At 60.6% G+C, this 22,238-nt stretch carries 20 protein-coding genes; 12 read left to right on the top strand and 8 right to left on the bottom strand.

From position 1 onward, the window contains the following. Positions 1–4: 4 nt before the first annotated feature. From scpA to RS75_RS03285, 6 genes are all read right to left on the bottom strand, one after another. Positions 5–2,146, bottom strand: coding sequence for a methylmalonyl-CoA mutase (scpA, locus tag RS75_RS03310; RefSeq protein WP_045017390.1), 2,142 nt, complete (start codon positions 2,144–2,146; stop codon positions 5–7). Positions 2,147–2,276: 130 nt separating this feature from the next. Next, entirely contained in the window at positions 2,277–4,280 is a 2,004-nt protein-coding gene (locus tag RS75_RS03305; RefSeq protein ID WP_045017388.1) for an acetyl-CoA carboxylase biotin carboxylase subunit, read from the bottom strand. A 47-nt stretch (positions 4,281–4,327) separates the two neighbouring features. Further along, a complete protein-coding gene (locus RS75_RS03300; RefSeq protein ID WP_045017386.1) occupies positions 4,328–4,705 on the bottom strand; it encodes a hypothetical protein in 378 nt (125 codons plus the stop codon). 25 nt (positions 4,706–4,730) lie between these two features. Next, positions 4,731–5,627, bottom strand: coding sequence for a glutathione-dependent disulfide-bond oxidoreductase (gene yghU, locus RS75_RS03295; RefSeq protein WP_045017832.1), 897 nt, complete (start codon positions 5,625–5,627; stop codon positions 4,731–4,733). Positions 5,628–5,728: 101 nt separating this feature from the next. Continuing rightward, complete coding sequence (locus RS75_RS03290) at positions 5,729–7,261, bottom strand: acyl-CoA carboxylase subunit beta (protein WP_045017383.1); 1,533 nt, start codon at positions 7,259–7,261, stop codon at positions 5,729–5,731. Positions 7,262–7,326: 65 nt separating this feature from the next. Further along, complete coding sequence (locus RS75_RS03285) at positions 7,327–7,974, bottom strand: DNA-3-methyladenine glycosylase family protein (protein WP_045017831.1); 648 nt, start codon at positions 7,972–7,974, stop codon at positions 7,327–7,329. A gap of 57 nt (positions 7,975–8,031) precedes the next feature. Between RS75_RS03285 and gluQRS the strand changes: the two genes are divergently transcribed. Further along, entirely contained in the window at positions 8,032–8,931 is a 900-nt protein-coding gene (gene gluQRS, locus RS75_RS03280) for a tRNA glutamyl-Q(34) synthetase GluQRS (protein ID WP_045017381.1), read from the top strand. On the opposite strand, the gene RS75_RS03275 is transcribed toward gluQRS, so the two are convergent. After that, a complete protein-coding gene (locus RS75_RS03275) occupies positions 8,899–9,816 on the bottom strand; it encodes a YihY/virulence factor BrkB family protein (RefSeq protein ID WP_045017830.1) in 918 nt (305 codons plus the stop codon). The genes gluQRS and RS75_RS03275 overlap by 33 nt on opposite strands. Before the next feature lie 181 nt (positions 9,817–9,997). On the opposite strand from RS75_RS03275, the gene RS75_RS03270 reads away from it, so the two are divergent. From RS75_RS03270 to RS75_RS03240, 7 genes are all read left to right on the top strand, one after another. Beyond that, positions 9,998–10,831 carry an SDR family oxidoreductase gene (locus RS75_RS03270; RefSeq protein WP_045017379.1) on the top strand — a complete coding sequence of 278 codons (834 nt, stop codon included), beginning with the start codon at positions 9,998–10,000 and terminating at the stop codon, positions 10,829–10,831. 17 nt (positions 10,832–10,848) lie between these two features. Next, positions 10,849–11,046, top strand: coding sequence for a twin transmembrane helix small protein (locus RS75_RS03265; protein WP_003497428.1), 198 nt, complete (start codon positions 10,849–10,851; stop codon positions 11,044–11,046). A gap of 1 nt (position 11,047) precedes the next feature. Further along, positions 11,048–11,626, top strand: coding sequence for a cob(I)yrinic acid a,c-diamide adenosyltransferase (locus RS75_RS03260; RefSeq protein WP_045017377.1), 579 nt, complete (start codon positions 11,048–11,050; stop codon positions 11,624–11,626). A 32-nt stretch (positions 11,627–11,658) separates the two neighbouring features. Next, positions 11,659–12,432 carry a rhomboid family intramembrane serine protease gene (locus RS75_RS03255; protein WP_045017375.1) on the top strand — a complete coding sequence of 258 codons (774 nt, stop codon included), beginning with the start codon at positions 11,659–11,661 and terminating at the stop codon, positions 12,430–12,432. Positions 12,433–12,615: 183 nt separating this feature from the next. Further along, positions 12,616–13,362, top strand: coding sequence for an electron transfer flavoprotein subunit beta/FixA family protein (locus tag RS75_RS03250; protein WP_045017372.1), 747 nt, complete (start codon positions 12,616–12,618; stop codon positions 13,360–13,362). Positions 13,363–13,387: 25 nt separating this feature from the next. Next, complete coding sequence (locus tag RS75_RS03245; RefSeq protein WP_045017370.1) at positions 13,388–14,329, top strand: electron transfer flavoprotein subunit alpha/FixB family protein; 942 nt, start codon at positions 13,388–13,390, stop codon at positions 14,327–14,329. Positions 14,330–14,446: 117 nt separating this feature from the next. Next, positions 14,447–15,328: a 3-hydroxybutyryl-CoA dehydrogenase gene (locus RS75_RS03240; RefSeq protein ID WP_045017368.1), complete on the top strand. Its 882-nt coding sequence runs from the start codon at positions 14,447–14,449 to the stop codon at positions 15,326–15,328. A gap of 73 nt (positions 15,329–15,401) precedes the next feature. On the opposite strand, the gene tlpA is transcribed toward RS75_RS03240, so the two are convergent. Then, positions 15,402–16,070: a thiol:disulfide interchange protein TlpA gene (gene tlpA, locus RS75_RS03235; protein WP_045017366.1), complete on the bottom strand. Its 669-nt coding sequence runs from the start codon at positions 16,068–16,070 to the stop codon at positions 15,402–15,404. Positions 16,071–16,094: 24 nt separating this feature from the next. On the opposite strand from tlpA, the gene argH reads away from it, so the two are divergent. The 4 genes from argH (at position 16,095) to RS75_RS03215 (ending at position 22,022) form a co-directional block, all read left to right on the top strand. Next, positions 16,095–17,495, top strand: a complete 1,401-nt coding sequence (gene argH, locus RS75_RS03230; RefSeq protein WP_045017364.1) for an argininosuccinate lyase — start codon at positions 16,095–16,097, stop codon at positions 17,493–17,495. A gap of 172 nt (positions 17,496–17,667) precedes the next feature. Beyond that, entirely contained in the window at positions 17,668–17,871 is a 204-nt protein-coding gene (lptM, locus tag RS75_RS25395) for an LPS translocon maturation chaperone LptM (RefSeq protein ID WP_045017363.1), read from the top strand. Positions 17,872–17,884: 13 nt separating this feature from the next. Beyond that, on the top strand, positions 17,885–19,153 hold the full coding sequence (gene lysA / locus RS75_RS03220; RefSeq protein WP_045017360.1) for a diaminopimelate decarboxylase: 1,269 nt from the start codon (positions 17,885–17,887) through the stop codon (positions 19,151–19,153). 166 nt (positions 19,154–19,319) lie between these two features. Continuing rightward, positions 19,320–22,022 (top strand): TIGR02302 family protein, encoded by a 2,703-nt coding sequence (locus RS75_RS03215; RefSeq protein ID WP_045017358.1) that lies wholly within the window; start codon positions 19,320–19,322, stop codon positions 22,020–22,022. Positions 22,023–22,238 lie beyond the last annotated feature (216 nt).

The raw sequence follows: 22,238 nt of genomic DNA, 5'->3' as shown, positions 1-22,238 counted from the left end.
CCCCTCACGCGTTCCGCCGGATGCCTTCAAGCAGGTCGAGAACCTTGTTGGCCGCATCCATGACATTGGTGCCGGGTCCGAAAATCGCCGAAACGCCGTGATCGAGCAGGAACTGGTAATCCTGACGCGGAATGACGCCGCCGACGACGACGATGATGTCTTCCGCGCCCTTCTTCTTCAGCGCCTCGACCAGCTGCGGCGCCAGCGTCTTGTGACCGGCGGCAAGCGACGACATGCCGACCACATGCACCTTGTTCTGAACAGCGAGATCGGCGGCTTCCCCCGGCGTCTGGAACAGCGGCCCGGCCAGCACATCGAAACCGATATCGCCGAAGGCTGACGCGATGACTTTCGCGCCGCGATCATGCCCATCCTGCCCGAGTTTGGCGACCATGATGCGCGGTTTCGTACCGATCCTTTCGGCGACACCGGAAAGCCGGGCGGCGAGCGTGGCAAGCTCCGGCTCATCCTTATACGCTTCACCGTAAATGTCGCTCACCACTTCCGGCACGGCGGCGTGATCGCCGAAGGAGGCGCGCAACGCATCGGAAATCTCGCCAACCGTGGCGCGGGCGCGAGCCGCCACGACCGCCGCCTCGAGAATATTGCCCTTGCCGCTGCGGGCGACTTCCGAAAGCGCCTCCAGCGCTGCGGCGACCTCTCCACCGTTGCGACGTCGCTTGGTATCCTCAAGACGGCGGATCTGCGAGGCGCGCACGGCGGCGTTGTCGATATCGAGAACGTCGACATCCTCCTCGGTTTCCAGCCGATAACGGTTGACGCCGACGATGACTTCCTCGCCCTTGTCCACCGCTGCCTGACGGCGCGTTGCCGCCTCCTCGATCAACCGTTTCGGCAAGCCTTCGGCCACCGCCTTGGTCATGCCGCCAAGCGCTTCCACCTCCTCGATCAGCGCCCAGGCCTTTTGCGCCAGTTCATCCGTCAGGCTTTCGACGTAATAGGAACCGGCCAGCGGATCAACCACCTTCGTAACGCCGGTTTCGTGCTGGAGGATAAGCTGGGTATTGCGGGCGATGCGGGCGGAAAATTCCGTCGGCAGGGCAATGGCCTCATCAAAGGAATTGGTGTGCAGCGATTGCGTGCCGCCGAGCACGGCAGACATTGCCTCGAAGGCGGTGCGGACGATGTTGTTGTAAGGGTCCTGTTCCTGAAGAGAGACACCGGACGTCTGGCAATGGGTGCGCAGCATCAGCGACGAGGCATTTTGCGGCTTGAACTCCTGCATGATGCGCGACCAGAGGAAGCGTGCGGCGCGCAGCTTTGCCGCCTCCATGAAGAAATTCATGCCGATGGCGAAGAAGAACGACAGGCGGCCGGCGAAATCATCGACATTCAGTCCCTTGGCAAGGGCGGCCCGCACATATTCGCGGCCATCCGCCAGCGTGAAGGCCAGCTCCTGCACCAGCGTCGCGCCTGCTTCCTGCATGTGGTAACCGGAAATGGAGATGGAGTTGAATTTCGGCATCTCCCTTGCCGTATATTCGATGATATCGGCGATGATCCGCATCGAGGGTTCCGGCGGGTAGATATAGGTGTTGCGGACCATGAACTCCTTGAGGATATCGTTCTGGATGGTGCCGGAAAGGGCAGCGCGCGCAACGCCCTGCTCCTCCCCCGCAACGATGAAATTGGCGAGCACCGGAATGACCGCGCCATTCATGGTCATCGACACGGAGACTTTTTCGAGCGGAATGCCGTCGAACAGGATTTTCATGTCCTCGACGCTGTCGATCGCCACACCGGCCTTGCCGACATCACCTTCGACACGCACGTGATCGCTGTCATAACCGCGATGGGTGGCAAGATCGAAGGCCACGGAAACGCCCTGCTGACCGGCGGCCAGCGCCTTGCGGTAGAACGCATTGGAGGCTTCCGCTGTGGAAAAACCGGCATATTGGCGGATCGTCCACGGCCGCCCGGCATACATGGTGGCACGCGGACCGCGCGTGAAGGGCGCAAAGCCCGGAAGGCCGTCGAGATGGGAAACCTTTTGCAGATCGTCAGCCGTGTAAAGCGGTTTGACCTCTATGCCTTCGGGCGTATGCCAGACGAGTGTTTCCGGTGAACGCTTCAGCTCCTTTTCAGCGAGCTGCAGCCAATCCCGCACCGTTTTTTCACCCGACATGCATCTCTCCCTCTGCATTTCATTTTTAGCACTGTGACGGGAAATCTTGGCCGAAATCCAGTGCCCCTCAAAACCGGCCGCCGCCGTAAACCGCTCCCATCCTCATCCGTTCCTGAAAACGGTCGCAAGCCTATTCGAATTCGAGAATGACCTCATCCACCGCAAGACTGTCGCCCGGCTTTGCCGAAACTTTCGAGACGCGACCGCGTTTTTCGGCGCGCAGGATGTTTTCCATCTTCATCGCCTCCACCGTTGCCAATGCCTGCCCGGCCTCCACCTCGTCACCTTCGCCAACAGAGATACCGGTGATGATGCCCGGCATGGGGCAGAGCAGCAGTTTCGAGGTATCTGGCGGCAGTTTTTCCGGCATCAGCAGCGCCAGTTCCGCCACGCGCGGACTGCGCACATGGGCCACGACGTCAATGCCCCGCCAGCGCAGGCGAATTGCCGCGCCGATGAGATCGACCTTGGCGGCAATCACCTCGCCCGCCACCATGAACAGACCAAGCCTTTGGCCAGGAAGCCAGCCGGTATCCACCGTCAGCGCCTCGCCGTCTTCAAAGCGCATCGCGGTTCCATCCGCGCCGGTTTCAACGCCGACGCTGTAGCGGGATGACCCGAACGAAACGACCCACTCATGGCCAACGACACGTCGGTGATTGCCGATGGTGCCGGAAATCTCGACCGCGCGGTTCTGAAGCCGCTGCTGGATGATGGCGGCGATGGCGGAAAGCTTGCGCGCGGAGGCCTCATCCGGTTCGACCCCGGAAAAGCCCTCCGGAAACTCCTCGGCAATAAAGCCGGTCGTCAGTCGCCCGGCCCGAAAACGCTCATGCTGCATGACGGCTGAGAGGAACGGCAGATTGTGGCCGATACCCTCCACCTCGAAACGATCAAGCGCCTGCCCCATGGCATCGATGGCGGTTTCACGATCCTTGGCCCAGCTGCACAGCTTGGCGATCATCGGATCGTAATACATCGAGATTTCCCCGCCTTCGAAGACGCCGGTATCGTTGCGGATGACAGTGCCGTTTTCCTGCTCGCCCTCTTCCGGCGGGCGATACCGCGTCAGCCGACCAATCGACGGCAGGAAGTTGCGATAGGGATCCTCGGCATAAAGCCGGCTTTCGATCGCCCAGCCATTGAGTTTGATATCGTCCTGCCCGAAGGACAGCTTTTCACCGGCGGCGACGCGGATCATCTGCTCGACCAGATCGATGCCGGTGACGAGTTCCGTCACCGGATGCTCCACCTGCAGGCGGGTGTTCATTTCCAGAAAGTAGAAATTGCGCTCGCCATCGACGATGAATTCCACCGTCCCGGCCGAATGGTAGCCGACTGCCCTCGCCAGAGCGACGGCCTGTTCGCCCATGGCTTTACGCGTCGCCGCGTCCAGAAAGGGCGACGGCGCTTCCTCTACGACCTTCTGGTTGCGTCGCTGGATCGAGCACTCCCGCTCGCCGAGATAAAGGATGTTGCCATGCCTGTCGCCCAGCACCTGAATTTCGATATGGCGCGGCTGGGTGACGAACTTCTCGATGAAGATGCGGTCATCGCCGAAAGAGGACTTCGCCTCATTCTTGGAGGATTGAAACCCCTCGCGCGCCTCTGCGTCATTGAAGGCAACGCGCATGCCCTTGCCGCCGCCGCCGGCGGACGCCTTGATCATGACCGGATAACCGATCTGCGATGCGATCCTCACCGCTTCTTCGGCATCGCCGATCAGCCCCATGTGGCCGGGAACGGTGGAAACACCGGCTTCCGCCGCGAGTTTCTTGGAGGTGATCTTGTCGCCCATCGCCTTGATGGCGCCAACCGGCGGGCCGATGAAGATGACACCCGCCTTCTCCAGCGCCTCGGCAAAAGCGGCGTTTTCCGACAGGAAACCATAACCCGGATGCACCGCATCCGCCCCGGTCTTCTCTATCGCCTCAAGGATTTTATCGATGACGATATAGGACTGCGACGAAGGCGCCGGACCGATATGAACGGCCTCATCCGCCATCTTCACATGCAACGCATTCGCATCCGCATCCGAATAGACGGCAACCGCCGCGATGCCCATCTTCTTCGCCGTCCTGATGACCCGGCAGGCAATCTCGCCGCGATTGGCGATGAGGATTTTTTTGATCACGCGGTTTTTCTCCCTCTTCCCCTCACGACAAATGCCGTATCCCGTCCTCAAATCTCGAAAAAATTCTCGAAGGATTCCGGGAAATTCTGCCGTGCTACGCGCTCGTCGATGACAAGCATCGCCTGGTAAGAAAGCGGATCGAAATTCTTTTCCGCCGGCAAGACCTCACGCCCGAACAGGAGGCTGAGGCGGGCGGCGTCGAGATTGCCGCGCTCAAAAGGCTCGGCCCCAAAATGGTGCCAGAGCGAGTGCAGGAAGGCGGCATCGATGCGGTGTTCCCTGGAATCGTCCCGCGCCCTTCGGGGTATCGCCTTAACCGGCGTTACCCCTTTTGGATTGGCGCGGCGGATGGTGAACTGCACACCCGTGCTCGGCATGCCGGATGGAAATCCCTTGTGTTTGGTCATTTCGGGCAGGTTCGCCATCTTTTGTCCTTTTAAGTCTTTATCGTTATGCCTTGCCGATCTTGTCCTGCGTCTTCTGCTCGAAGTCGGAGGCATCGTGGCGTTCATGTAATTGTTCGGACGGATCGCCCGAGGTTTTGTTGACGATCACGCCGCGTTTCACCGCAGGGCGTTCGCCGATTTCAAGCGTCCAGCGCATGACGTGTCTATAACCATCCGCTTCAAGAAACGCACCGGCATCGCCATAGGCTTGACCGAGCGCGATCTTGCCATACCAGGGCCAGACGGCCATGTCGGCGATCGTATATTCCGAACCCGCCAGATAGCGATTGTCGGCCAGATGCCGGTCCAGCACGTCAAGCTGGCGTTTCACTTCCATGGCGTAACGGTCGATGGCGTATTTGATCTTGATCGGCGCATAGGCGTAGAAGTGGCCAAAGCCGCCGCCGAGGAAGGGGGCGGACCCCATCTGCCAGAACAGCCAGTTCAGCGCCTGCGTGCGGGCATTGCCCTCTTTCGGCAGGAAAGCGCCGAATTTTTCCGCGAGATAAACGAGGATGGAGCCGCTTTCGAAAACCCGCGTCGGCTCTGATGTCGAATGATCCATCAGCGCCGGGATCTTGGAGTTCGGATTGACGCCGACAAAACCGGAGCCGAACTGGTCGCCTTCGCCGATCTTGATCAGCCACGCATCATATTCGGCGCCCCTGTGGCCGGCGGCCAGCAATTCCTCCAGCATGATCGAGACCTTCTGGCCGTTCGGCGTCGCCAGCGAATAAAGCTGCAAAGGATGTTTGCCGACCGGCAGTTCCTTGTCATGGGTGGGACCGGCGATCGGGCGGTTGATGTTGGCGAACTGGCCGCCATTGCCCTTGTCCCAGGTCCAGACCTTGGGCACTTCATATCCGGCGGGAAAATTATCTGCGGAGGAATTCTCGGCCATAAAATCAGTCCTTGTGCGTTTCGGGAGGGCATCCGAAGTTCCGGGCGCCTGAACAAACATATAGTAAGGTGGCCGAAGCATTTTTCCAGCCCCGGAACAGGTCAGAGCGGAATAGTATCGTGTTTCTTCCAGCGGGTTTCGACGTTCTTACCCCGCAGCGAGGCGAACGCACGGGCGATGCGGCGGCGCGAGGAGTGCGGCATGATGACTTCATCAATGAAACCGCGCTCCGCCGCCACGAAGGGATTGGCGAAACGCTCCTCATATTCTTTTGTGCGCGCCGCAATCTTGTCCGGATCGGAAAGTTCCGAGCGATAGAGGATTTCCGCAGCGCCCTTCGCGCCCATCACGGCGATTTCCGCCGTCGGCCAGGCATAATTCACATCCGCACCGATATGCTTCGACGCCATCACGTCATAAGCACCGCCATAGGCCTTGCGGGTAATCAGCGTCACCATCGGCACCGTCGCCTCCGAATAGGCAAACAGCAGTTTCGCGCCATGCTTGATGACGCCGCCAAATTCCTGCGCCGTACCGGGCAGGAAACCCGGCACATCCACCAGCGTCAGCAGCGGAATATTGAAAGCGTCGCAGAAGCGCACGAAGCGGGCAGCCTTGCGGGAACTGTCGATATCCAGACACCCCGCCAGCACCATCGGCTGGTTGGCCACGACACCGACTGTCTGGCCTTCCAGACGCATGAAACCGGTGATGATGTTTCGGGCGAAAGCCTCCTGCAACTCGAAGAAATCACCCTCGTCGGCAAGCGCGTGGATCAACTCCTTCATGTCATAGGGCTTGTTGGAACTGTCGGGGATCAGCGTGTCGAGACGTGCTTCCAGCCGCGCCGGATCGTCGTGAAAAGGCCGGGCCGGTGGTTTTTCGCGATTGTTCAGCGGCAGGAAATCGAACAGCAGCCGCACATGTTCCAGCGTCTCGATGTCGTTCTCATAAGCGCCATCGGCAACGGAGGATTTCTTCGTGTGGGTGGAAGCGCCGCCCAGTTCTTCCGCCGTGACGATCTCGTTGGTCACGGTTTTCACCACATCCGGCCCGGTCACGAACATGTAGGAAGTGTCGCGCACCATGAAGATGAAATCGGTCATGGCAGGCGAATAGACGGCACCACCGGCACACGGCCCCATGATGACGGAGATTTGCGGCACGACGCCGGAGGCGATGACATTGCGCTTGAACACATCGGCATAACCGCCGAGTGAGGCGACGCCTTCCTGAATGCGCGCGCCGCCGCTATCGTTGAGCCCGATTACCGGCGCGCCGTTGCGGACCGCCATATCCATGATCTTGCAGATTTTTTGCGCATGGGTTTCCGACAGCGAACCGCCGAGCACGGTGAAATCCTGGGAAAAAACATAGACCTGCCGGCCGTTGATGGTGCCCCAGCCGGTAACGACGCCGTCGCCTGCGATCTTCTGGCTCGCCATACCGAAATCCACCGCCCGGTGGGTGACGTACATGTCGTATTCCTCGAAGGAACCTTCATCCAGCAGCACATCGATACGCTCACGCGCCGTCAGCTTGCCCTTGGCGTGCTGCGCCTCGATGCGCTTAACGCCGCCGCCGAGCCGCGCTTCGTCGCGGCGCGTCTGCAATTGCTCCAGAATGCTGGGCATGTTTCCTCCATCCCGTTTTCAACACGACCCATAACCTAGAATTTGTGCCGCATCCAGCACTTGCCTCAGGGCAGCGGCACCATCGCGCGCCGCATGACGGCAGCGTAGTAGGCCCAGAACAGCCGGGCGGCGACGGAGCGCCAGGGCGTCCAGAGTTCCGCCCGTTCCGCCAGCCATTTCGCATCCGGTCGGGCTTCCAGAGAAAGCGCGTGGCCAACGGCCGCCCGCAACGCCACATCGCCGACGGGGAATATATCCGGGTGGCCGCCGCAGAACATCAGATAGACCTCCGCCGTCCACGGGCCGATGCCACGGAGCGCAACCAGTTCGGAAAGGGCAACAACCGCCTCCCTGCGCACCACGCCATCAAGATCGATCTGCCCTTCCGCGACGGCGCGCGCCAGCCCTTCCAGCGTCGTCGCCTTGGCCCGCGAAAGGCCGAAACTGGCGCGCAACTCCTCCGGCACGGCCAGATAGTTTTCCGCCGTCACCTCAGCGCCGGTGCCGGCAAGGATACGCGCCCAAATGGCGTTGGCGCTGGCGCGCGAGACCATTTGCGACACGACGATGTGGGCAAGGCCCGCAAAGCCGGGCTCGTGAATGCGCAACTCCAGCGGACCGGCTTTTTCGATAATAAGGCTGAGAGCCGGATCGAGGCGGGCAAGATGTTCCAGACCTTCGTTGATATCGTCGAGGCCCCTGATAATTTTCATATCCGCACAGTCCATATTCACGTTGGCCCGGCACCGGGTGGCGAGGCGCTTCAAAACATGGCAGAAGAAACCATGCCTTCGCCCATCCGTCAAAAACCGGTTTATCGTTTTGCGCCGAGCCCCAATGGCTCCCTGCATCTGGGCCATGCCCTCTCCGCTCTGCTGAACCACGACATGGCGCTGGAAAATGGCGGTCGTTTTCTGCTGCGCATGGAGGATATCGACCAGACTCGCTGCACCCCTGAACTGGAGCAGGCGATCTATGATGATCTTGGCTGGCTGGGGCTGGAATGGGAAAGACCGGTGCGGCGGCAATCGGAACATTTCGATGACTATCACGCGGCACTGGACAGGCTGATTGAGGCGGGCCTCGCCTATCCGGCCTTTTTGAGCCGTGGCGAGACGAAAACCATCGTCAGAGCCTTTGAGGCGCAGGGCACGGCCTGGCCGCGCGACCCCGACGGCGCACCGCTTTATCCGGCGATCGACCGGCAAAGGCCGCAGGCGGAACGGGCGGCGATGCAGGCGTCAGGCAGACAACACGCCTGGCGGCTCGATATGGAAAAGGCGATCCGCATCGCCGGCAGCAAACTGTTCTGGCGCGAGAACGGCGACGGGCAGACCGGAGAGATCGAAGCCTTGCCGGCACTTTGGGGTGATGTGGTGCTGTCGCGTTCCGATGCACCCTCCAGCTACCATCTTTCCGTGGTGGTGGATGATGCATTGCAAGGCATAACCCATGTGGTACGCGGCATGGATCTGTTTCACGCAACCGCCATTCACCGGCTGTTACAGCAATTGCTGGACCTGCCGCAACCCGGCTACCATCACCACCGGCTGATTTTGGGCGCGGATGGGCGCAAGCTTTCGAAAAGCGAGGGCAGCACCGGCCTTTCCTCTCTTCGATCGGAAGGTAAAACGCCTTCAGATATCCGCCGGCTTGTCGGCCTCCTCTAGAACCTGCCCGCGGCGCGCGCTGCTTCCGCCCATATTGCGGCGAATGATCTGCCGGACCTTGTATTTCATCAGGGCGGCATTCACCTCCGCGCCCAGCATGAAGATGACGCCAACCATGTAAAGAAACACCAGAACCACCATGACCGAGGCAAGACCGGCATAGGTGGCGGCATAATTTGCGAAGGTGGAGAGGTAATAGGCAAAGATCGCGGCACCGATGACCCAGAAGATCATCGTCAGCAGAATGCCGGGCCAGACATCCCAGATGCGGCGTTTGCCGGCCGGAAGCCAGAGATGCGCCGCCACCAGTCCCACCGTCAGCATCACGATTGTTCCGTAGAGTCCGAGGCTGGAGACGGTGTTCAGCACGTCCGTCAGCCAGGGAAATCGCTGCTCCGCAAACGACATGGCGACCGGCACGGCGACGAGCACGATACTGATGCCGGCGAAGACGATCACCGCGATCAGCACATAAAGCAGGCTGAGCAGGCGGGTGATGTACCACCAGCGCGTTTCGGTGACGCGATAGGCGCGGTTTAACGAGATTCGGAGCGCCTCGACGCCGTTGGAGGCGAAATATGCGGCCGCCAGCACCGAAATCGTCAGCAGCCCGCCGCGCGGAATGGTCAGGACCTGTTGCACCTGCGCCGCCAACGGCCCGGCGATCGCTTCCGGCCAGGTGTCGAAAATCAGATGCACCGCCGTTTCGGAAAACTGGTCTGCCCCGAGAAAACCGGCCAGAGCCGTGCCGAAGATCAGGAAAGGGAACAGCGCCAGAAGAATGGAAAGCGCCATATGGCTCGCCATCGCCCAGCCGTCATCCTCGGCGAAATGGGAATAGGCATCGAAAGCAACCTTGCCTGCCAGGCGCACTGCGGCAACCATGTCGCCTCCATTCATCGGCATTTCATTTGTAACTTCGTCCCGAATATGGGAAATCACCTCTGCTTTGTACAGCGCACAAGTCCCCCTTTCGGTTCCGGCCGAGCACGGATTTTGCGCAATGCAATTTTCATGGGCCGGACCATCGGGCCAGAGCGACATTCGGCTTCCCGGAGCGGCATAGATGCCTGAAAAACCCGTCATCATCATTACCGGATGTTCCTCGGGCGTCGGCGCCCATTGCGCCGGCGCGCTTCACCGCGACGGCTGGCGGGTATTCGCCACCGTGCGACGCATCGCCGATATGGCCGCACTCGAAAATCAGGACATCGAAACCCTGATCATGGATTATACCAAGCCGGAAACCATCGCCGCCCTAGTGGAAACGGTCGCGGCCAGAACCGGAGGCCGCATCGATGCGCTCTTCAACAACGGCGCCTATGGCCAGCCGGGCGCGGTGGAGGATCTGCCGGTGGAGGCGCTGCGCCGGCAATTTGAAACCAACGTCTTCGGCTGGCACGATCTGACGCGGCGGGTCATTCCCTTCATGCGCAAGCGCGGTTCGGGGCGCATCGTACATTGCTCCTCCATTCTCGGCCTCGTTCCCTATCGATATCGCGGCGCCTATACGGCATCGAAATTCGCCATCGAGGGACTGGGCGTCACGCTGCGCATGGAACTTCAGGGCAGCGGCATCCATGTGAGCCTGATCGAGCCGGGACCGATCGCCTCCAAATTCACCACGACGGCGCTCGCTCACATCAAGGATAACATCGATCTGGAAAACTCGGCCCATGCGGCGGAATACAAGCGCCAGCTGGCGCGGATGGACGGGTCCGGCCCGGTCAGCCGCCACAAGCTCGGCCCCGACGCCGTTTATACCGTGCTGAAACACGCCTTGACCGCAGCAAAGCCGAAACCGCATTATCCCGTTACCGTTCCAGCCAAACAGGGGCTGTTGCTGAAACGGCTCTTGCCTGCCGGCCTGTTCTATCGTCTGTTGCGCAGATTCGATTGAGGAGGAGTTACCCCTAAATGTCCGGCTTTACCACCGTTCTGGCCCTTATCGTCATGGGCCTCGTTGTCATCGTGCTGATACGAGGCCTTTTCAACATGCTGAAGGGCCAAGACGCCAACCGCTCCAACAAGTTGATGCAGCTTCGCCTGCTGTTGCAGGCCATTGCCATCGTGCTGATCATGCTCACCCTGTGGCTCACCGGCGGCGGCCGCTGACATGGTGAAGCTGAACAAGATCTACACCCGCACCGGCGACAAGGGCACGACGGCGCTGGTTTCCGGCCCGCGCCGCCTGAAGCACGACCTTCGCGTCGAGGCCTATGGCACGGTAGACGAGACCAATTCGGCAATCGGCGTGGCGCGGCTTTATACAAGCGGGCTGGAAAAGCTGGATGGCATGCTGTTCCGCATCCAGAACGACCTTTTCGACCTCGGTGCCGATCTCGCTACTCCGGAAACCGATGAACCGCCCGCCTACGAGCCGCTTCGCATCGTCGACAGCCAGGTCACGCGGCTGGAAAACGAAATCGACGACCTCAACGCCACGCTTGAGCCTTTGACTTCCTTCGTGCTGCCGGGCGGCAACGCGGCGGCGGCCAATCTGCACCTGGCGCGCACCATCTGCCGGCGCGCGGAACGGCTGATGGTGGAGCTTTCGGTCGCTGAGGCCGAGATCGTCGGCCCGCCGGCCCTGAAATATGCCAACCGTCTGTCGGACTTCCTGTTCGTCGCCGCCCGTTTTGCCAATGATGCGGGCAAGGCCGACATATTGTGGGTTCCCGGCAAGAACCGTTAAAGCGCGCCAATTGCGCAACCAAGGGGCATTCGATGTTCATACCGCTGCACGATGCGAATTCCCTGAAGCACATCCGGCTGCAATATGTCACGATTGGCCTGATTGTGGTCAATGTGCTGGTCTGGCTGTTTACCGGCGTGTTCGCCAGCGATGTGCAGGCCAATGCGGCAGCGCTCGGCCTTGGTTTCATTCCCGCAGTGGTGTTCGATTACGCTTATCTGGAGCCTGCTTTGCAGGTTGTGCCTGATGATCTGACCGCCGTCACCTATGCGTTCCTGCATCTGGATTTCTGGCATCTGGCCGGGAATATGCTGTTTCTGTGGGTCTTCGGCGACAATGTCGAGGACGCGCTCGGCCATTTCCGTTTTCTGATCTTCTACCTCGCCTGCGCCATAGCCGGCGCATTGCTGCACGGCTTCGTCGCCCCCACCTCGGAAGGACCGCTGATCGGCGCGTCGGGCGCGGTTTCCGGCGTCGTCGCGGCCTATTTTCTCCTGCATCCCAAGGTGCGCGTCTGGGTGCTGGTGTTCATGCGCATTCCGCTTCCCCTGCCCGCCTTCATTCCGCTGGCGCTGTGGATCGGCCAGCAGTTCCTGATGCTGGCACTCGGGCTGGAGGAAAACGTGTCCTGGGGTGCACATGTAGGCGGCATATTGGCGGGTGCGGTGATGGTGGTTTTCATGCGCAGGCGTGGCGTTCCCCTGTTCGACCGCACTATTGTTCCGCCGAGGGCGGCACAGTTCAAGAATCCGTCGCAAACGGCAGGGTTGTCGCAAATCGAACGGGGCTATGACGGGAGCGGATGAGCCCGTGACGAAGAGATAACTTATTTACGTTAACGTCAACGTAAGATATGCCTTGCGTGCATGCGATAATGAGCATTGTTCCGTTGTGTTTGCGGGAAAAATGCTTATCCATGTCGCCAACCTTTTTTTGGAGGTCCGCGCGGTCTTTTCACCTCGCGGACAGGAGTTTGAGGAAAGCCGCCGATGAAGATCCTTGTCCCAGTCAAACGAGTTGTTGATTACAACGTGAAGATCCGCGTGAAGTCGGATGGTTCGGGCGTTGAGCTTGCGAATGTGAAGATGTCGATGAACCCGTTCGACGAAATCTCGGTGGAAGAGGCGTTGCGGCTGAAAGAAGCCGGCAAGGCCGAAGAGGTTGTGGTCGTGTCGATCGGCCCGGCCAAGGCGGAAGAGACGCTGCGCACAGCGCTCGCCATGGGCGCCGACCGCGCCATCCTGATCGAGACCGACGAGACAGTCGAACCGCTGGCCGTCGCCAAGCTCCTGAAGGGCGTGGCGGAAGCCGAGCAGCCCGGTCTTGTCATCGTTGGCAAGCAGGCGATCGACGACGACTCGAACCAGACCGGTCAGATGCTGGCTGCCCTTCTCGGCTGGGGCCAGGGCACCTTCGCCTCCAAGGTCGTGCCATCAGACGGCAAGGTCGCAGTGACCCGCGAAGTCGATGGCGGTTTGCAGACAGTTGAACTGAAACTTCCCGCCGTCGTCACCACCGATCTTCGTCTGAACGAGCCGCGTTATGCCTCGCTGCCGAACATCATGAAGGCAAAGAAAAAGCCGCTCGACAAGAAGACCCCGGCTGATTTCGGCGTCGATGTCACGCCGCGTCTGAAGGTGCTGAAGACCGAGGAGCCCGCAGGCCGCAAGGCCGGCATCAAGGTCGCCTCTGTGGCCGAACTCGTCGAAAAGCTCAAAGCCGACGGCGTCCTCTAAGGTTTCGGAAAAGGGAGATATTTTTATGGCCATTCTTCTTCTGGCAGAACACGACAACGCAACCCTTTCCGACCTGACGGCGAAGACGCTGACGGCGGCAACGCAGATTGCCAAGGGGACGGGAAGCGACGTGCATGTGCTCGTTGCCGGTTCGGGTGCGAAGGGTGCCGCAGATGCGGCAGCGAAACTTTCCGGCGTCGCCAAGGTGCTGCTTGCCGATGACGCATCCTATGCCAACGCGCTCGCCGAGCCGCTGGCAGCGCTGATCGTCTCGCTCAGCCCGTCCTATGACGTCATCATCGCACCGGCCACCGCTTCGGCCAAGAACGTCACCCCGCGCGTGGCGGCCCTTCTCGATGTGGCCCAGATTTCGGAAATCATCGAGGTCGTCAGCCAGGATACCTTCAAGCGTCCGATCTATGCCGGCAACGCCATTCAGACGGTGCAGGCAAGCGACGCGAAGAAGGTGATCACCGTGCGCCCCACTGCCTTCGCAGCGGCGGCAGAGGGTGGCTCGGCTCCGGTAGAAGCCATCGGTGCTGCCGAAAACCCCGGCCTGTCCACCTTCGTTTCCGATGCGCTCGCCTCTTCCGACCGGCCGGAACTGACTTCTGCGAAGATCATCATCTCGGGCGGCCGCGCGCTCGGCTCCTCGGAGAAATTCAAGGAAGTCATCCTGCCCGTCGCTGACAAGCTCGGTGCGGCCGTTGGCGCATCGCGCGCGGCGGTGGATGCGGGTTATGCCCCGAACGACTGGCAGGTCGGCCAGACCGGCAAGGTCGTCGCACCGCAGCTTTATATCGCCGCCGGCATTTCGGGCGCCATCCAGCATCTGGCCGGCATGAAGGACTCGAAGGTCATCGTCGCCATCAACAAGGACGAGGAAGCGCCGATCTTCCAGGTCGCCGATTACGGCCTCGTCGCAGACTTGTTCGAGGCTCTGCCGGAACTCCAGAAGGCACTGTGATTTTAAGCAGTTAACCAAAGGCGGCGCGTTTTTTGAACGCGCCGCCTTCTCTTTTGCGGCGATATGCGTAACATCGCCGCCAATGACGCAGATGAAATCCCACGAGGAGACCAGCATATGACCGCCCCCTTTAAAAATATCGGTATCATCGGAGCCGGTCAGATGGGTTGCGGCATCGCGCATGTTTCCGCCATCGCCGGTTACAAGGTCCATATTTACGATCTCTCCAAGGACGGCATCGAAGCCGGTCTTGCCACGATCAACGGCAATCTCGCCCGTCAGGTCACCAACGGCAAGCTTTCCGACGACGCCCGCAAAGAGGCGCTCGCGCTTATCAGCGGCTCGACTGATGTCAACGATCTGGCGCCGATGGATCTGGTCATCGAGGCCGCGACTGAAAACGAGGAGATCAAGCGCAAGATCTATGCGCAGATCTGCCCGGTGTTGAAGCCCGAGGCGCTGCTGGCCACCAACACCTCTTCGCTCTCCATCACCCGCCTCGCCTCCGCGACCGACCGTCCCGAGCAATTCATGGGCATCCACTTCATGAACCCGGTACCGGTGATGAAACTGGTGGAGCTGGTGCGCGGCATCGCCACCAATGAAAAGACCTTCGACGCGGCGAAAGACTATGTGCGGACGCTGGAAAAGGCGATCACCGTCGCCGAGGACTTCCCGGCCTTCATCGTCAACCGCATCCTTCTGCCGATGATCAACGAGGCTATCTACACGCTTTACGAGGGCGTCGGTTCGGTAGAAGCCATCGACACCGCCATGAGGCTCGGCGCCAACCACCCGATGGGACCGTTGCAGCTTGCCGATTTCATCGGTCTCGACACCTGTCTGTCGATCATGCAAGTGCTGCATGACGGTCTGGCCGACAGCAAATACCGCCCCTGCCCGCTGCTGGTCAAATATGTCGAGGCCGGCTGGCTCGGCCGCAAATCCGGCCGCGGTTTTTACGATTATCGCGGCGAGACACCCGTTCCGACGCGCTAAGGCGCAAGAGATATTCCTCGGACATTATGCGAGACGACGGGAGGGGAAATCCCTCCCGCACGGGCTGGAAAAATTATTTGGCCTTCACTGCCGATATCAATGCCTTGGCATCCTCGCTGTCCCAGGCTGCCGGGCCGTTCATGGCGGCGAGCAGGCAGCCGTTTTCGTCCAGGAGCAGCGTGGCGGGAAGGCCGAAGGCCAGCCCTTCCTTTTTCAGCAGGTTGAAAACGCCCATGGAACTATCGCGATAGAGTTTCAGCGCGTCGATCTTGTATTCGTCCATAAAGGTTTTCGGTTTTTCATCCGCGCCGGTATCGATATTGACGGCAACGACCTCAAAACCGTCACCGCCCTTTTCTTTCTCAAGCGCGTTCAGCGCGGGCATTTCCTCCCGGCACGGGACACACCAGGTGGCCCAGAGATTGAGGAGAACCGCCTTGCCCTTGAGATCGGCAAGCGACATCTCCTGCGCCTCAGGCCCCTTGAAGGACAGGGGAATGATGCGTGGCGTATCCGTGGCCGACATGGCCGCCACCTGACCCTTCAGAAGGGGTTTCAGCGAGGCGATACGCTTTGCCGCACCTTCACATAAACCGGCCTCGGCAACCGCTGCCCCTTGAACCGGGCTCTCAGACCCAATATGCCTGAACCAGACCGCGCCCGCGCCGCACAAGACACCGGCAACGGCAGCAATTGCAACCAATCTGGCGGAAGGAAGCCTGAACGGCCTTTTTTCTGTCATCGAATACTCCAGGGCACGCAGAACATGGCTGACGGCACAGATCAGAAATCCTCCAACCAGATGTGGGGCGGACGTTTCGCTTCCGGGCCATCAGCCATCATGGAAGAGATAAATGCCTCCATCGGCTTCGACAAGAAGCTTTATGCCCAGGACATCCGCGGCTCAATCGCGCACGCCACCATGCTGGCGGAAAAAGGCATTATTTCGCAGGAAGATAAAGACAAGATCGTTCACGGCCTGAACACGATCCTGTCAGAAATCGAGTCCGGCAGTTTCGAATTCTCCCGCAAGCTCGAAGACATTCACATGAACATCGAGGCGCGCCTCGCCACCCTCATCGGCACAGCGGCGGGGCGTCTGCATACCGCCCGTTCGCGCAACGACCAGGTGGCGCTCGATTTCCGCCTCTGGGTCAAGGAAGAATTGCAGAAGACCGAGGGCATGCTGACCGGGCTCATCGCCGCCTTCCTCGACCGCGCCGAAGAAAATGCCGATACGGTGATGCCCGGCTTTACCCATTTGCAGACGGCCCAGCCCGTCACCTTCGGCCATCATTGCATGGCCTATGTGGAAATGTTCGGCCGTGACCGCGCCCGCGTGCGCCACGCCATCGAGCATCTGGATGAAAGCCCGATCGGCGCCGCCGCCCTTGCCGGCACCGGTTATCCCATCGACCGCCATATGACGGCGAAGGCGCTCGGTTTCCGCGAGCCGACCCGCAATTCCATCGACACCGTATCCGATCGCGATTTCGCGCTGGAATTCCTGTCGATCGCCTCGATCTGCGCCACGCATCTGTCGCGTCTCGCTGAAGAAATCGTCATCTGGTCGACGCCGCAATTCGGCTTCATCCGCCTGTCGGACGCTTTTTCCACCGGCTCGTCGATCATGCCGCAGAAGAAGAACCCGGACGCCGCCGAACTGGTACGCGCCAAGACGGGCCGCATCAACGGCTCGCTGGTCGCACTTCTGACTGTCATGAAGGGCCTGCCGCTCGCCTATTCCAAGGACATGCAGGAAGACAAGGAACAGGTTTTCGACTCTGCCGAAAGCCTGGAACTGGCAATCGCCGCCATGACCGGCATGATCCGCGACCTCGAAGTGCGCAAGGACCGCATGCGCGCAGCTGCCGGTTCGGGATACTCCACCGCCACCGATCTCGCCGACTGGCTGGTGCGCGAAGCGGGCCTGCCCTTCCGCGATGCTCACCATGTGACCGGCAATGCCGTGGCGCTGGCGGAAAAGAAAGGCTGCGATCTAGCCGATCTTTCACTGGAAGACCTGCAGGCGATCCACCCCGCCATTACCAACGGCATTTTCGACGTCCTTTCGGTCGAGGCTTCGGTTGCCAGCCGCACCAGCTTCGGCGGCACCGCCCCTTCGGAAGTGCGAAAGCAGATCGCCTGGTGGCGCGGACGCAACTAACCTATCGGACCAGAAGAGAGCTGCGTTTTCGGAAAATCCGATGCGAAAACGACCCTGTTTTTCGATCCGCCACTCTCATAAATTCGCGTTACGCTGCGATCACAAGAAACAGGGTGCACAAGCGCCCTGTTTTTCGTTATCAGAGAGGCACATATTTCCTTTGGACAGGCTCATGCTTTCAAAAACCGCGCGTAATCTCATCGTTCCCATCGGCATGACGCTCGCCGTCGGCCTCGTTCTCAGTGCCTGCGGGCGAAAAGGCGATATCGATCCGCCGAGCACGCCGGTCGAAATGCGCAACAAGCGCAATGCCGATGGAACCGAGACGAAACCGGCGACGGCGGAACGGCCGTTCATCCTCGACAAGCTTCTCTGACGGATAAAAAACCGTGAACCATTTTGGCTATATCGACGGCGTGCTGCACGCCGAAAACGTGCCCGTGCCTGAGATCGCCAAGGCTGTCGGCACGCCCTTCTACGTTTATTCCACCGCGACGCTGGAGCGCCACTACAAGGTGTTTTCCGGCGCCTTCGCCGATGTGGACGCCATGGTCTGTTACGCCATGAAGGCCAACTCCAACCAGGCGGTGCTGAAGACGCTGGCGAAGCTCGGCGCTGGCATCGACGTCGTGTCGGGCGGTGAATTGCGCCGCGCGCTTGGCGCCGGCGTGCCCGCAAGCCGCATCATGTTCTCCGGCGTCGGCAAGACGGTGGCGGAAATGGATTACGCGCTGGATGCCGGCATCTACTGCTTCAACATCGAATCCGAGCCGGAGCTGGAAGTTCTCAATCTGCGCGCCGTCAAGGCCGGCAAAAGGGCGCATGTCTCCTTCCGCATCAATCCGGATGTGGATGCGCGCACCCACGCCAAGATTTCCACCGGCAAGAAGGAAAACAAGTTCGGCATTTCCTATGAGCGTGCGCGGGCGGTCTATGCCCATGCCGCCACTCTGCCGGGCATCGACGTTACCGGCATCGATATGCATATCGGCAGCCAGATCACCGAATTGCAACCTTTCGAGGATGCCTTCCGGCTGCTGCGCGAACTGGTCGAAGCACTGCGCGGTGATGGCCATACGATCAGCCATGTCGATATCGGCGGCGGCCTCGGCATTCCCTACCGCGAGGACAACAACCCGCCGCCATTGCCGGATGCCTATGCCCATATCGTCAAGAACGAACTGAAGAGCCTCAACTGCAAGATCATCACCGAACCCGGACGCCTGATCGTCGGCAATGCCGGCATTCTGGTCACGGAGGTGATCTATGTGAAGGATGGCGGCGAAAAGAACTTCGTAATCGTCGACGGAGCGATGAACGACCTCATCCGCCCGACGCTTTATGAGGCCTATCACGGTATTCGCCCGGTGGTGCAGCCCGCACTGGATGCGCCGCGCATCAAGGCCGATGTCGTCGGTCCGGTCTGCGAGACGGGCGATTATCTGGCGCTGGATCGTGAGATGGCGGCTCCTCAGCCGGGTGATCTCATCGCCGTGAGTTCTGCAGGAGCCTATGGCGCGGTGCAGGCAGGCACCTATAATTCACGCCTGCTGGTGCCGGAAGTGCTGGTGAAGGGCGACAAGTTCCACGTCATCCGCCCGCGCGGCACATATGAAGAGCTTATCGCTCTCGATTCCGTGCCCGCGTGGCTCGACTGACCCGAACTGCCGATCACAATTGAGCGAAGCTGCCCAAAAAATGGGGGTGAGCACTTGGCTGCCCTCGTCTTCGCCACAAAGAATGTTATCCTTGTCCCTAACAGTATGAGTAACACGCCGTTCCGGGAATGGCGTTTGACGTGGCCAGAACCGGGAGAACGGATTGATGACCACAGCCGGAGAGGACAGGACAGGCAGAAAGCGCCCGACCGGTGCGTTCGCGCAGCGGCCAGACCTTGCCCGCCGGGTTGTGGCCAAGCGCTTCTTCGCAAAAATCGTGCTGCTTTCGGAAAGAATGGCGCCGAAGACGCTGTGGCCGCTCTCCATCGCCGCCGTATTTCTAGCGCTCGCATGGTTCGGTCTTTTCCGGCAGATGCCGGATTTTCTGCGCCTCGGCATTGTTTTCCTGCTGGTTTTCAGCTTCATCGCCACCATCCTGCCGATCCTGAGGCTGAAATGGCCGGCGGACAATGACGCATCTCGCCTCCTGGAAGAGCGCAACGGTCTGGCGCACCAGCCGGTCGGCGTGCAGGAGGACGAACCGGCCTTCGACACGCCCTTTTCCCGCGCTTTGTGGAAAGAACACCAGATCCGCATGGCGGAACGGATCGCCGCGCTCAATGCCGGTCTTCCGAAACCCGATATTGCCCGCCACGACCGCTCGGCACTACGCGCCATTCCTGCCCTGTTTCTGGCTGCCGCCTTCGGTTTTTCCTATTCCAACGGCGCGGGCACCGTGGCCGATGCCTTCCGCAGCCAGCCGGCTGCCGGTCCGCTCAATCCCGATATCCGTCTCGACGCCTGGGTGACGCCGCCCGCCTATACCGGCCGAGCACCGATTTTCCTGACCGGACGCGATGCGACCAGCCGCGACGCGGTGTCCGTACCGCAATCCTCCAAACTGACGATCCGTATCACGGGTGGCGATGGCGGCGAGGAAGTGACCTTCGAGCCCGAGACGGCGGGCGCCCTGCAGAAGCTTGCTCCCGAGGCGCCGCGCGTCGATAGCGCAAGCGGCGATGTGGCCGTTCAGACGCAGACACGCTTACCGGATCAGCCTGTCGCGCCGCGCACCTTCGCCCTTGATGTCACCGAAAGCGGCATGATTACCGCCAATGGTGAGCAATGGGTGTTCAACGTCATCCCCGACCAGCCGCCCACCATCGCCTTCGACAACATGCCGCGCCGGGCCGTCAATGGCGCGCTGGAAGTGGGTTTTACCGCCAAGGATGATTACGGCCTGAAGGAAGCCCATGCCATCATCGAGCCGCTCGGCGTTGCTGAGGGCGCCACCGCGCTTTATCCGCCGCCGGAATTCAAGCTCGATCTGCCACGGCAGAACAATCGCGAGATCAAGGGGCTGACCAGCCGCAACCTGACCGAACATCCGATGGCGGGCAAACGCGTGCGCATCACGCTTGTGGCAACTGATGGTGCCGGCCAGACCGGCCGCAGCCCCGCGCACGAGATGGTGCTGCCGGGGCGCAACTTCTCCGAACCGCTGGCGGCTTCCATTGTCGAACAGCGGCAGATATTCTCGCTCGATACGCGGCAGGTGCCAAGGGCGATCGCCTATAATGAGGCAGTCGGCCTGCGTCCGGAAGAAACCATTCCCAACACCACGCATTATCTGCTGCTGCAATCGGCGCAGACCCGCATGCGGCTCGCCTATAATCAGGAAATGCTGAAGGACACCGCCGATTATCTCTGGGAAATCGCGCTCGGTATCGAGGATGGCGATCTTTCGCAGGCGGAAAAACGCCTGCGCGATGCACAGACTGCGCTTTCCGAGGCGCTTCAGCGCAATGCATCCGATGAGGAGGTCGCCAAGCTGATGCAGGAACTGCGCGAGGCGATGCAGCAATTCATGAGTGAACTTGCGCAGCGCATGCAGAATGCGCCGCAAGCCAACATGAACAACCAGGCCCAAAACGTGCTGCGCCAGCGCGATCTGGAAAACATGATGAACCAGATCGAGAACCTCGCCCGTTCGGGCAACCGCGACGCGGCACAGGAGATGCTCTCGCAATTGCAGCGTATGATGAACAACCTGCAGGCGGGCCGGCCACAGCGTCAGGGCCAGCAGGGGCAACAGCAGAGCAGCAAGATGCGCCAGCAGATCGACAAGCTTGGCGAAATTCTGCAACAGCAGCAGAAGCTGATGGACGAGACGTTCAAGCTTGATCAAGCCCTGCGCGACCGCATGCAGCGTGGCGACCCGCAGGATGGCGGTGAGGGCGAAGACCCGCAGATGGGTGAAAACGGCCAACAGCCACAACAGGATCAGCAAGGCCAGCAGGGTCAGCAGGGTGAGAATGGTCAGCAGGGCGGACAGCCAAACGACCAGATGACTGCCGAACAATTGCGCGAGGCGCTGAAAAACCTGAGGGCGCAGCAGGACGCGCTCGGCAAGCAGCTCGGCGAATTGCAGCAGGGCCTTCGCGATCTCGGCATGGAACCGGGCGAAAACTTCGGCAAGGCGCAGCAGGAAATGCAGGGCGCCGGCGAAGCGCTCGGCCAAAGCCAGGGCGAACAGGCGGTCGAAGGTCAGGGCAATGCGTTGAACGCGCTGCGCCAGGGCGCGCAGGACATGATGGGCCAGATCATGCAGGCCATGCGCCAGCAGGGCCAGCAACCCGGACAGGGGCAGGAAGGCATGGCGGGCCAGGGTGGCCAGAACGGCCGCGACCCGCTTGGACGCCCGCGCAGCACCACTGGCCCGGATTTCGGCGATCAGGTGAAGGTGCCTGACGAGATCGACGTGCAGCGCGCCCGCGAAATCCTCGAGGCCATCCGCGAAAAACTTGGCAACAACCCGCCCGGCGAAATCGAACGGCGTTATCTGGAGCGGTTGCTGGATATACGGTGAGGGTCTGCGGGCCATTGCCAGCGACGCGGGCTGTCACTTTAACCTCGCAGCTTTTCCGGAAAAGCCAGCAGCGCGGAAAAGGCGCTCGACAGGTCGCCAAACACTCTACGTCATCCTCGGCCTTGTGCCGAGGATCTGCCAACCTCTCACTAAACTGATACGTCGCAGATGCTCGGGACAGGCCCACTACTGTCCGGTTTAAATTTTGTAGACAAG

The sequence above is a fragment of the Rhizobium nepotum 39/7 genome, assembly GCF_000949865.1.
Lineage (GTDB): Bacteria > Pseudomonadota > Alphaproteobacteria > Rhizobiales > Rhizobiaceae > Agrobacterium > Agrobacterium nepotum.
This window is presented reverse-complemented; position numbering and strand designations above follow the sequence as displayed.

Bases quoted from the DNA above. Each gene is read 5' to 3' on its own strand.
- lptM (WP_045017363.1), top strand. From the start codon at position 17,668: ATGCTTTCAAAAACCGCGCGTAATCTCATCGTTCCCATCGGCATGACG.
- RS75_RS03265 (WP_003497428.1), top strand. From the start codon at position 10,849: ATGTCCGGCTTTACCACCGTTCTGGCCCTTATCGTCATGGGCCTCGTT.
- RS75_RS03270 (WP_045017379.1), top strand. From the start codon at position 9,998: ATGCCTGAAAAACCCGTCATCATCATTACCGGATGTTCCTCGGGCGTC.
- RS75_RS03255 (WP_045017375.1), top strand. From the start codon at position 11,659: ATGTTCATACCGCTGCACGATGCGAATTCCCTGAAGCACATCCGGCTG.
- RS75_RS03240 (WP_045017368.1), top strand. From the start codon at position 14,447: ATGACCGCCCCCTTTAAAAATATCGGTATCATCGGAGCCGGTCAGATG.
- RS75_RS03275 (WP_045017830.1), bottom strand. From the start codon at position 9,816: ATGGTTGCCGCAGTGCGCCTGGCAGGCAAGGTTGCTTTCGATGCCTAT.
- scpA (WP_045017390.1), bottom strand. From the start codon at position 2,146: ATGTCGGGTGAAAAAACGGTGCGGGATTGGCTGCAGCTCGCTGAAAAG.
- RS75_RS03215 (WP_045017358.1), top strand. From the start codon at position 19,320: ATGACCACAGCCGGAGAGGACAGGACAGGCAGAAAGCGCCCGACCGGT.
- yghU (WP_045017832.1), bottom strand. From the start codon at position 5,627: ATGGCCGAGAATTCCTCCGCAGATAATTTTCCCGCCGGATATGAAGTG.
- RS75_RS03300 (WP_045017386.1), bottom strand. From the start codon at position 4,705: ATGGCGAACCTGCCCGAAATGACCAAACACAAGGGATTTCCATCCGGC.
- RS75_RS03285 (WP_045017831.1), bottom strand. From the start codon at position 7,974: ATGAAAATTATCAGGGGCCTCGACGATATCAACGAAGGTCTGGAACAT.
- gluQRS (WP_045017381.1), top strand. From the start codon at position 8,032: ATGGCAGAAGAAACCATGCCTTCGCCCATCCGTCAAAAACCGGTTTAT.
- RS75_RS03245 (WP_045017370.1), top strand. From the start codon at position 13,388: ATGGCCATTCTTCTTCTGGCAGAACACGACAACGCAACCCTTTCCGAC.
- tlpA (WP_045017366.1), bottom strand. From the start codon at position 16,070: ATGACAGAAAAAAGGCCGTTCAGGCTTCCTTCCGCCAGATTGGTTGCA.
- RS75_RS03290 (WP_045017383.1), bottom strand. From the start codon at position 7,261: ATGCCCAGCATTCTGGAGCAATTGCAGACGCGCCGCGACGAAGCGCGG.
- argH (WP_045017364.1), top strand. From the start codon at position 16,095: ATGGCTGACGGCACAGATCAGAAATCCTCCAACCAGATGTGGGGCGGA.
- RS75_RS03260 (WP_045017377.1), top strand. From the start codon at position 11,048: ATGGTGAAGCTGAACAAGATCTACACCCGCACCGGCGACAAGGGCACG.
- RS75_RS03250 (WP_045017372.1), top strand. From the start codon at position 12,616: ATGAAGATCCTTGTCCCAGTCAAACGAGTTGTTGATTACAACGTGAAG.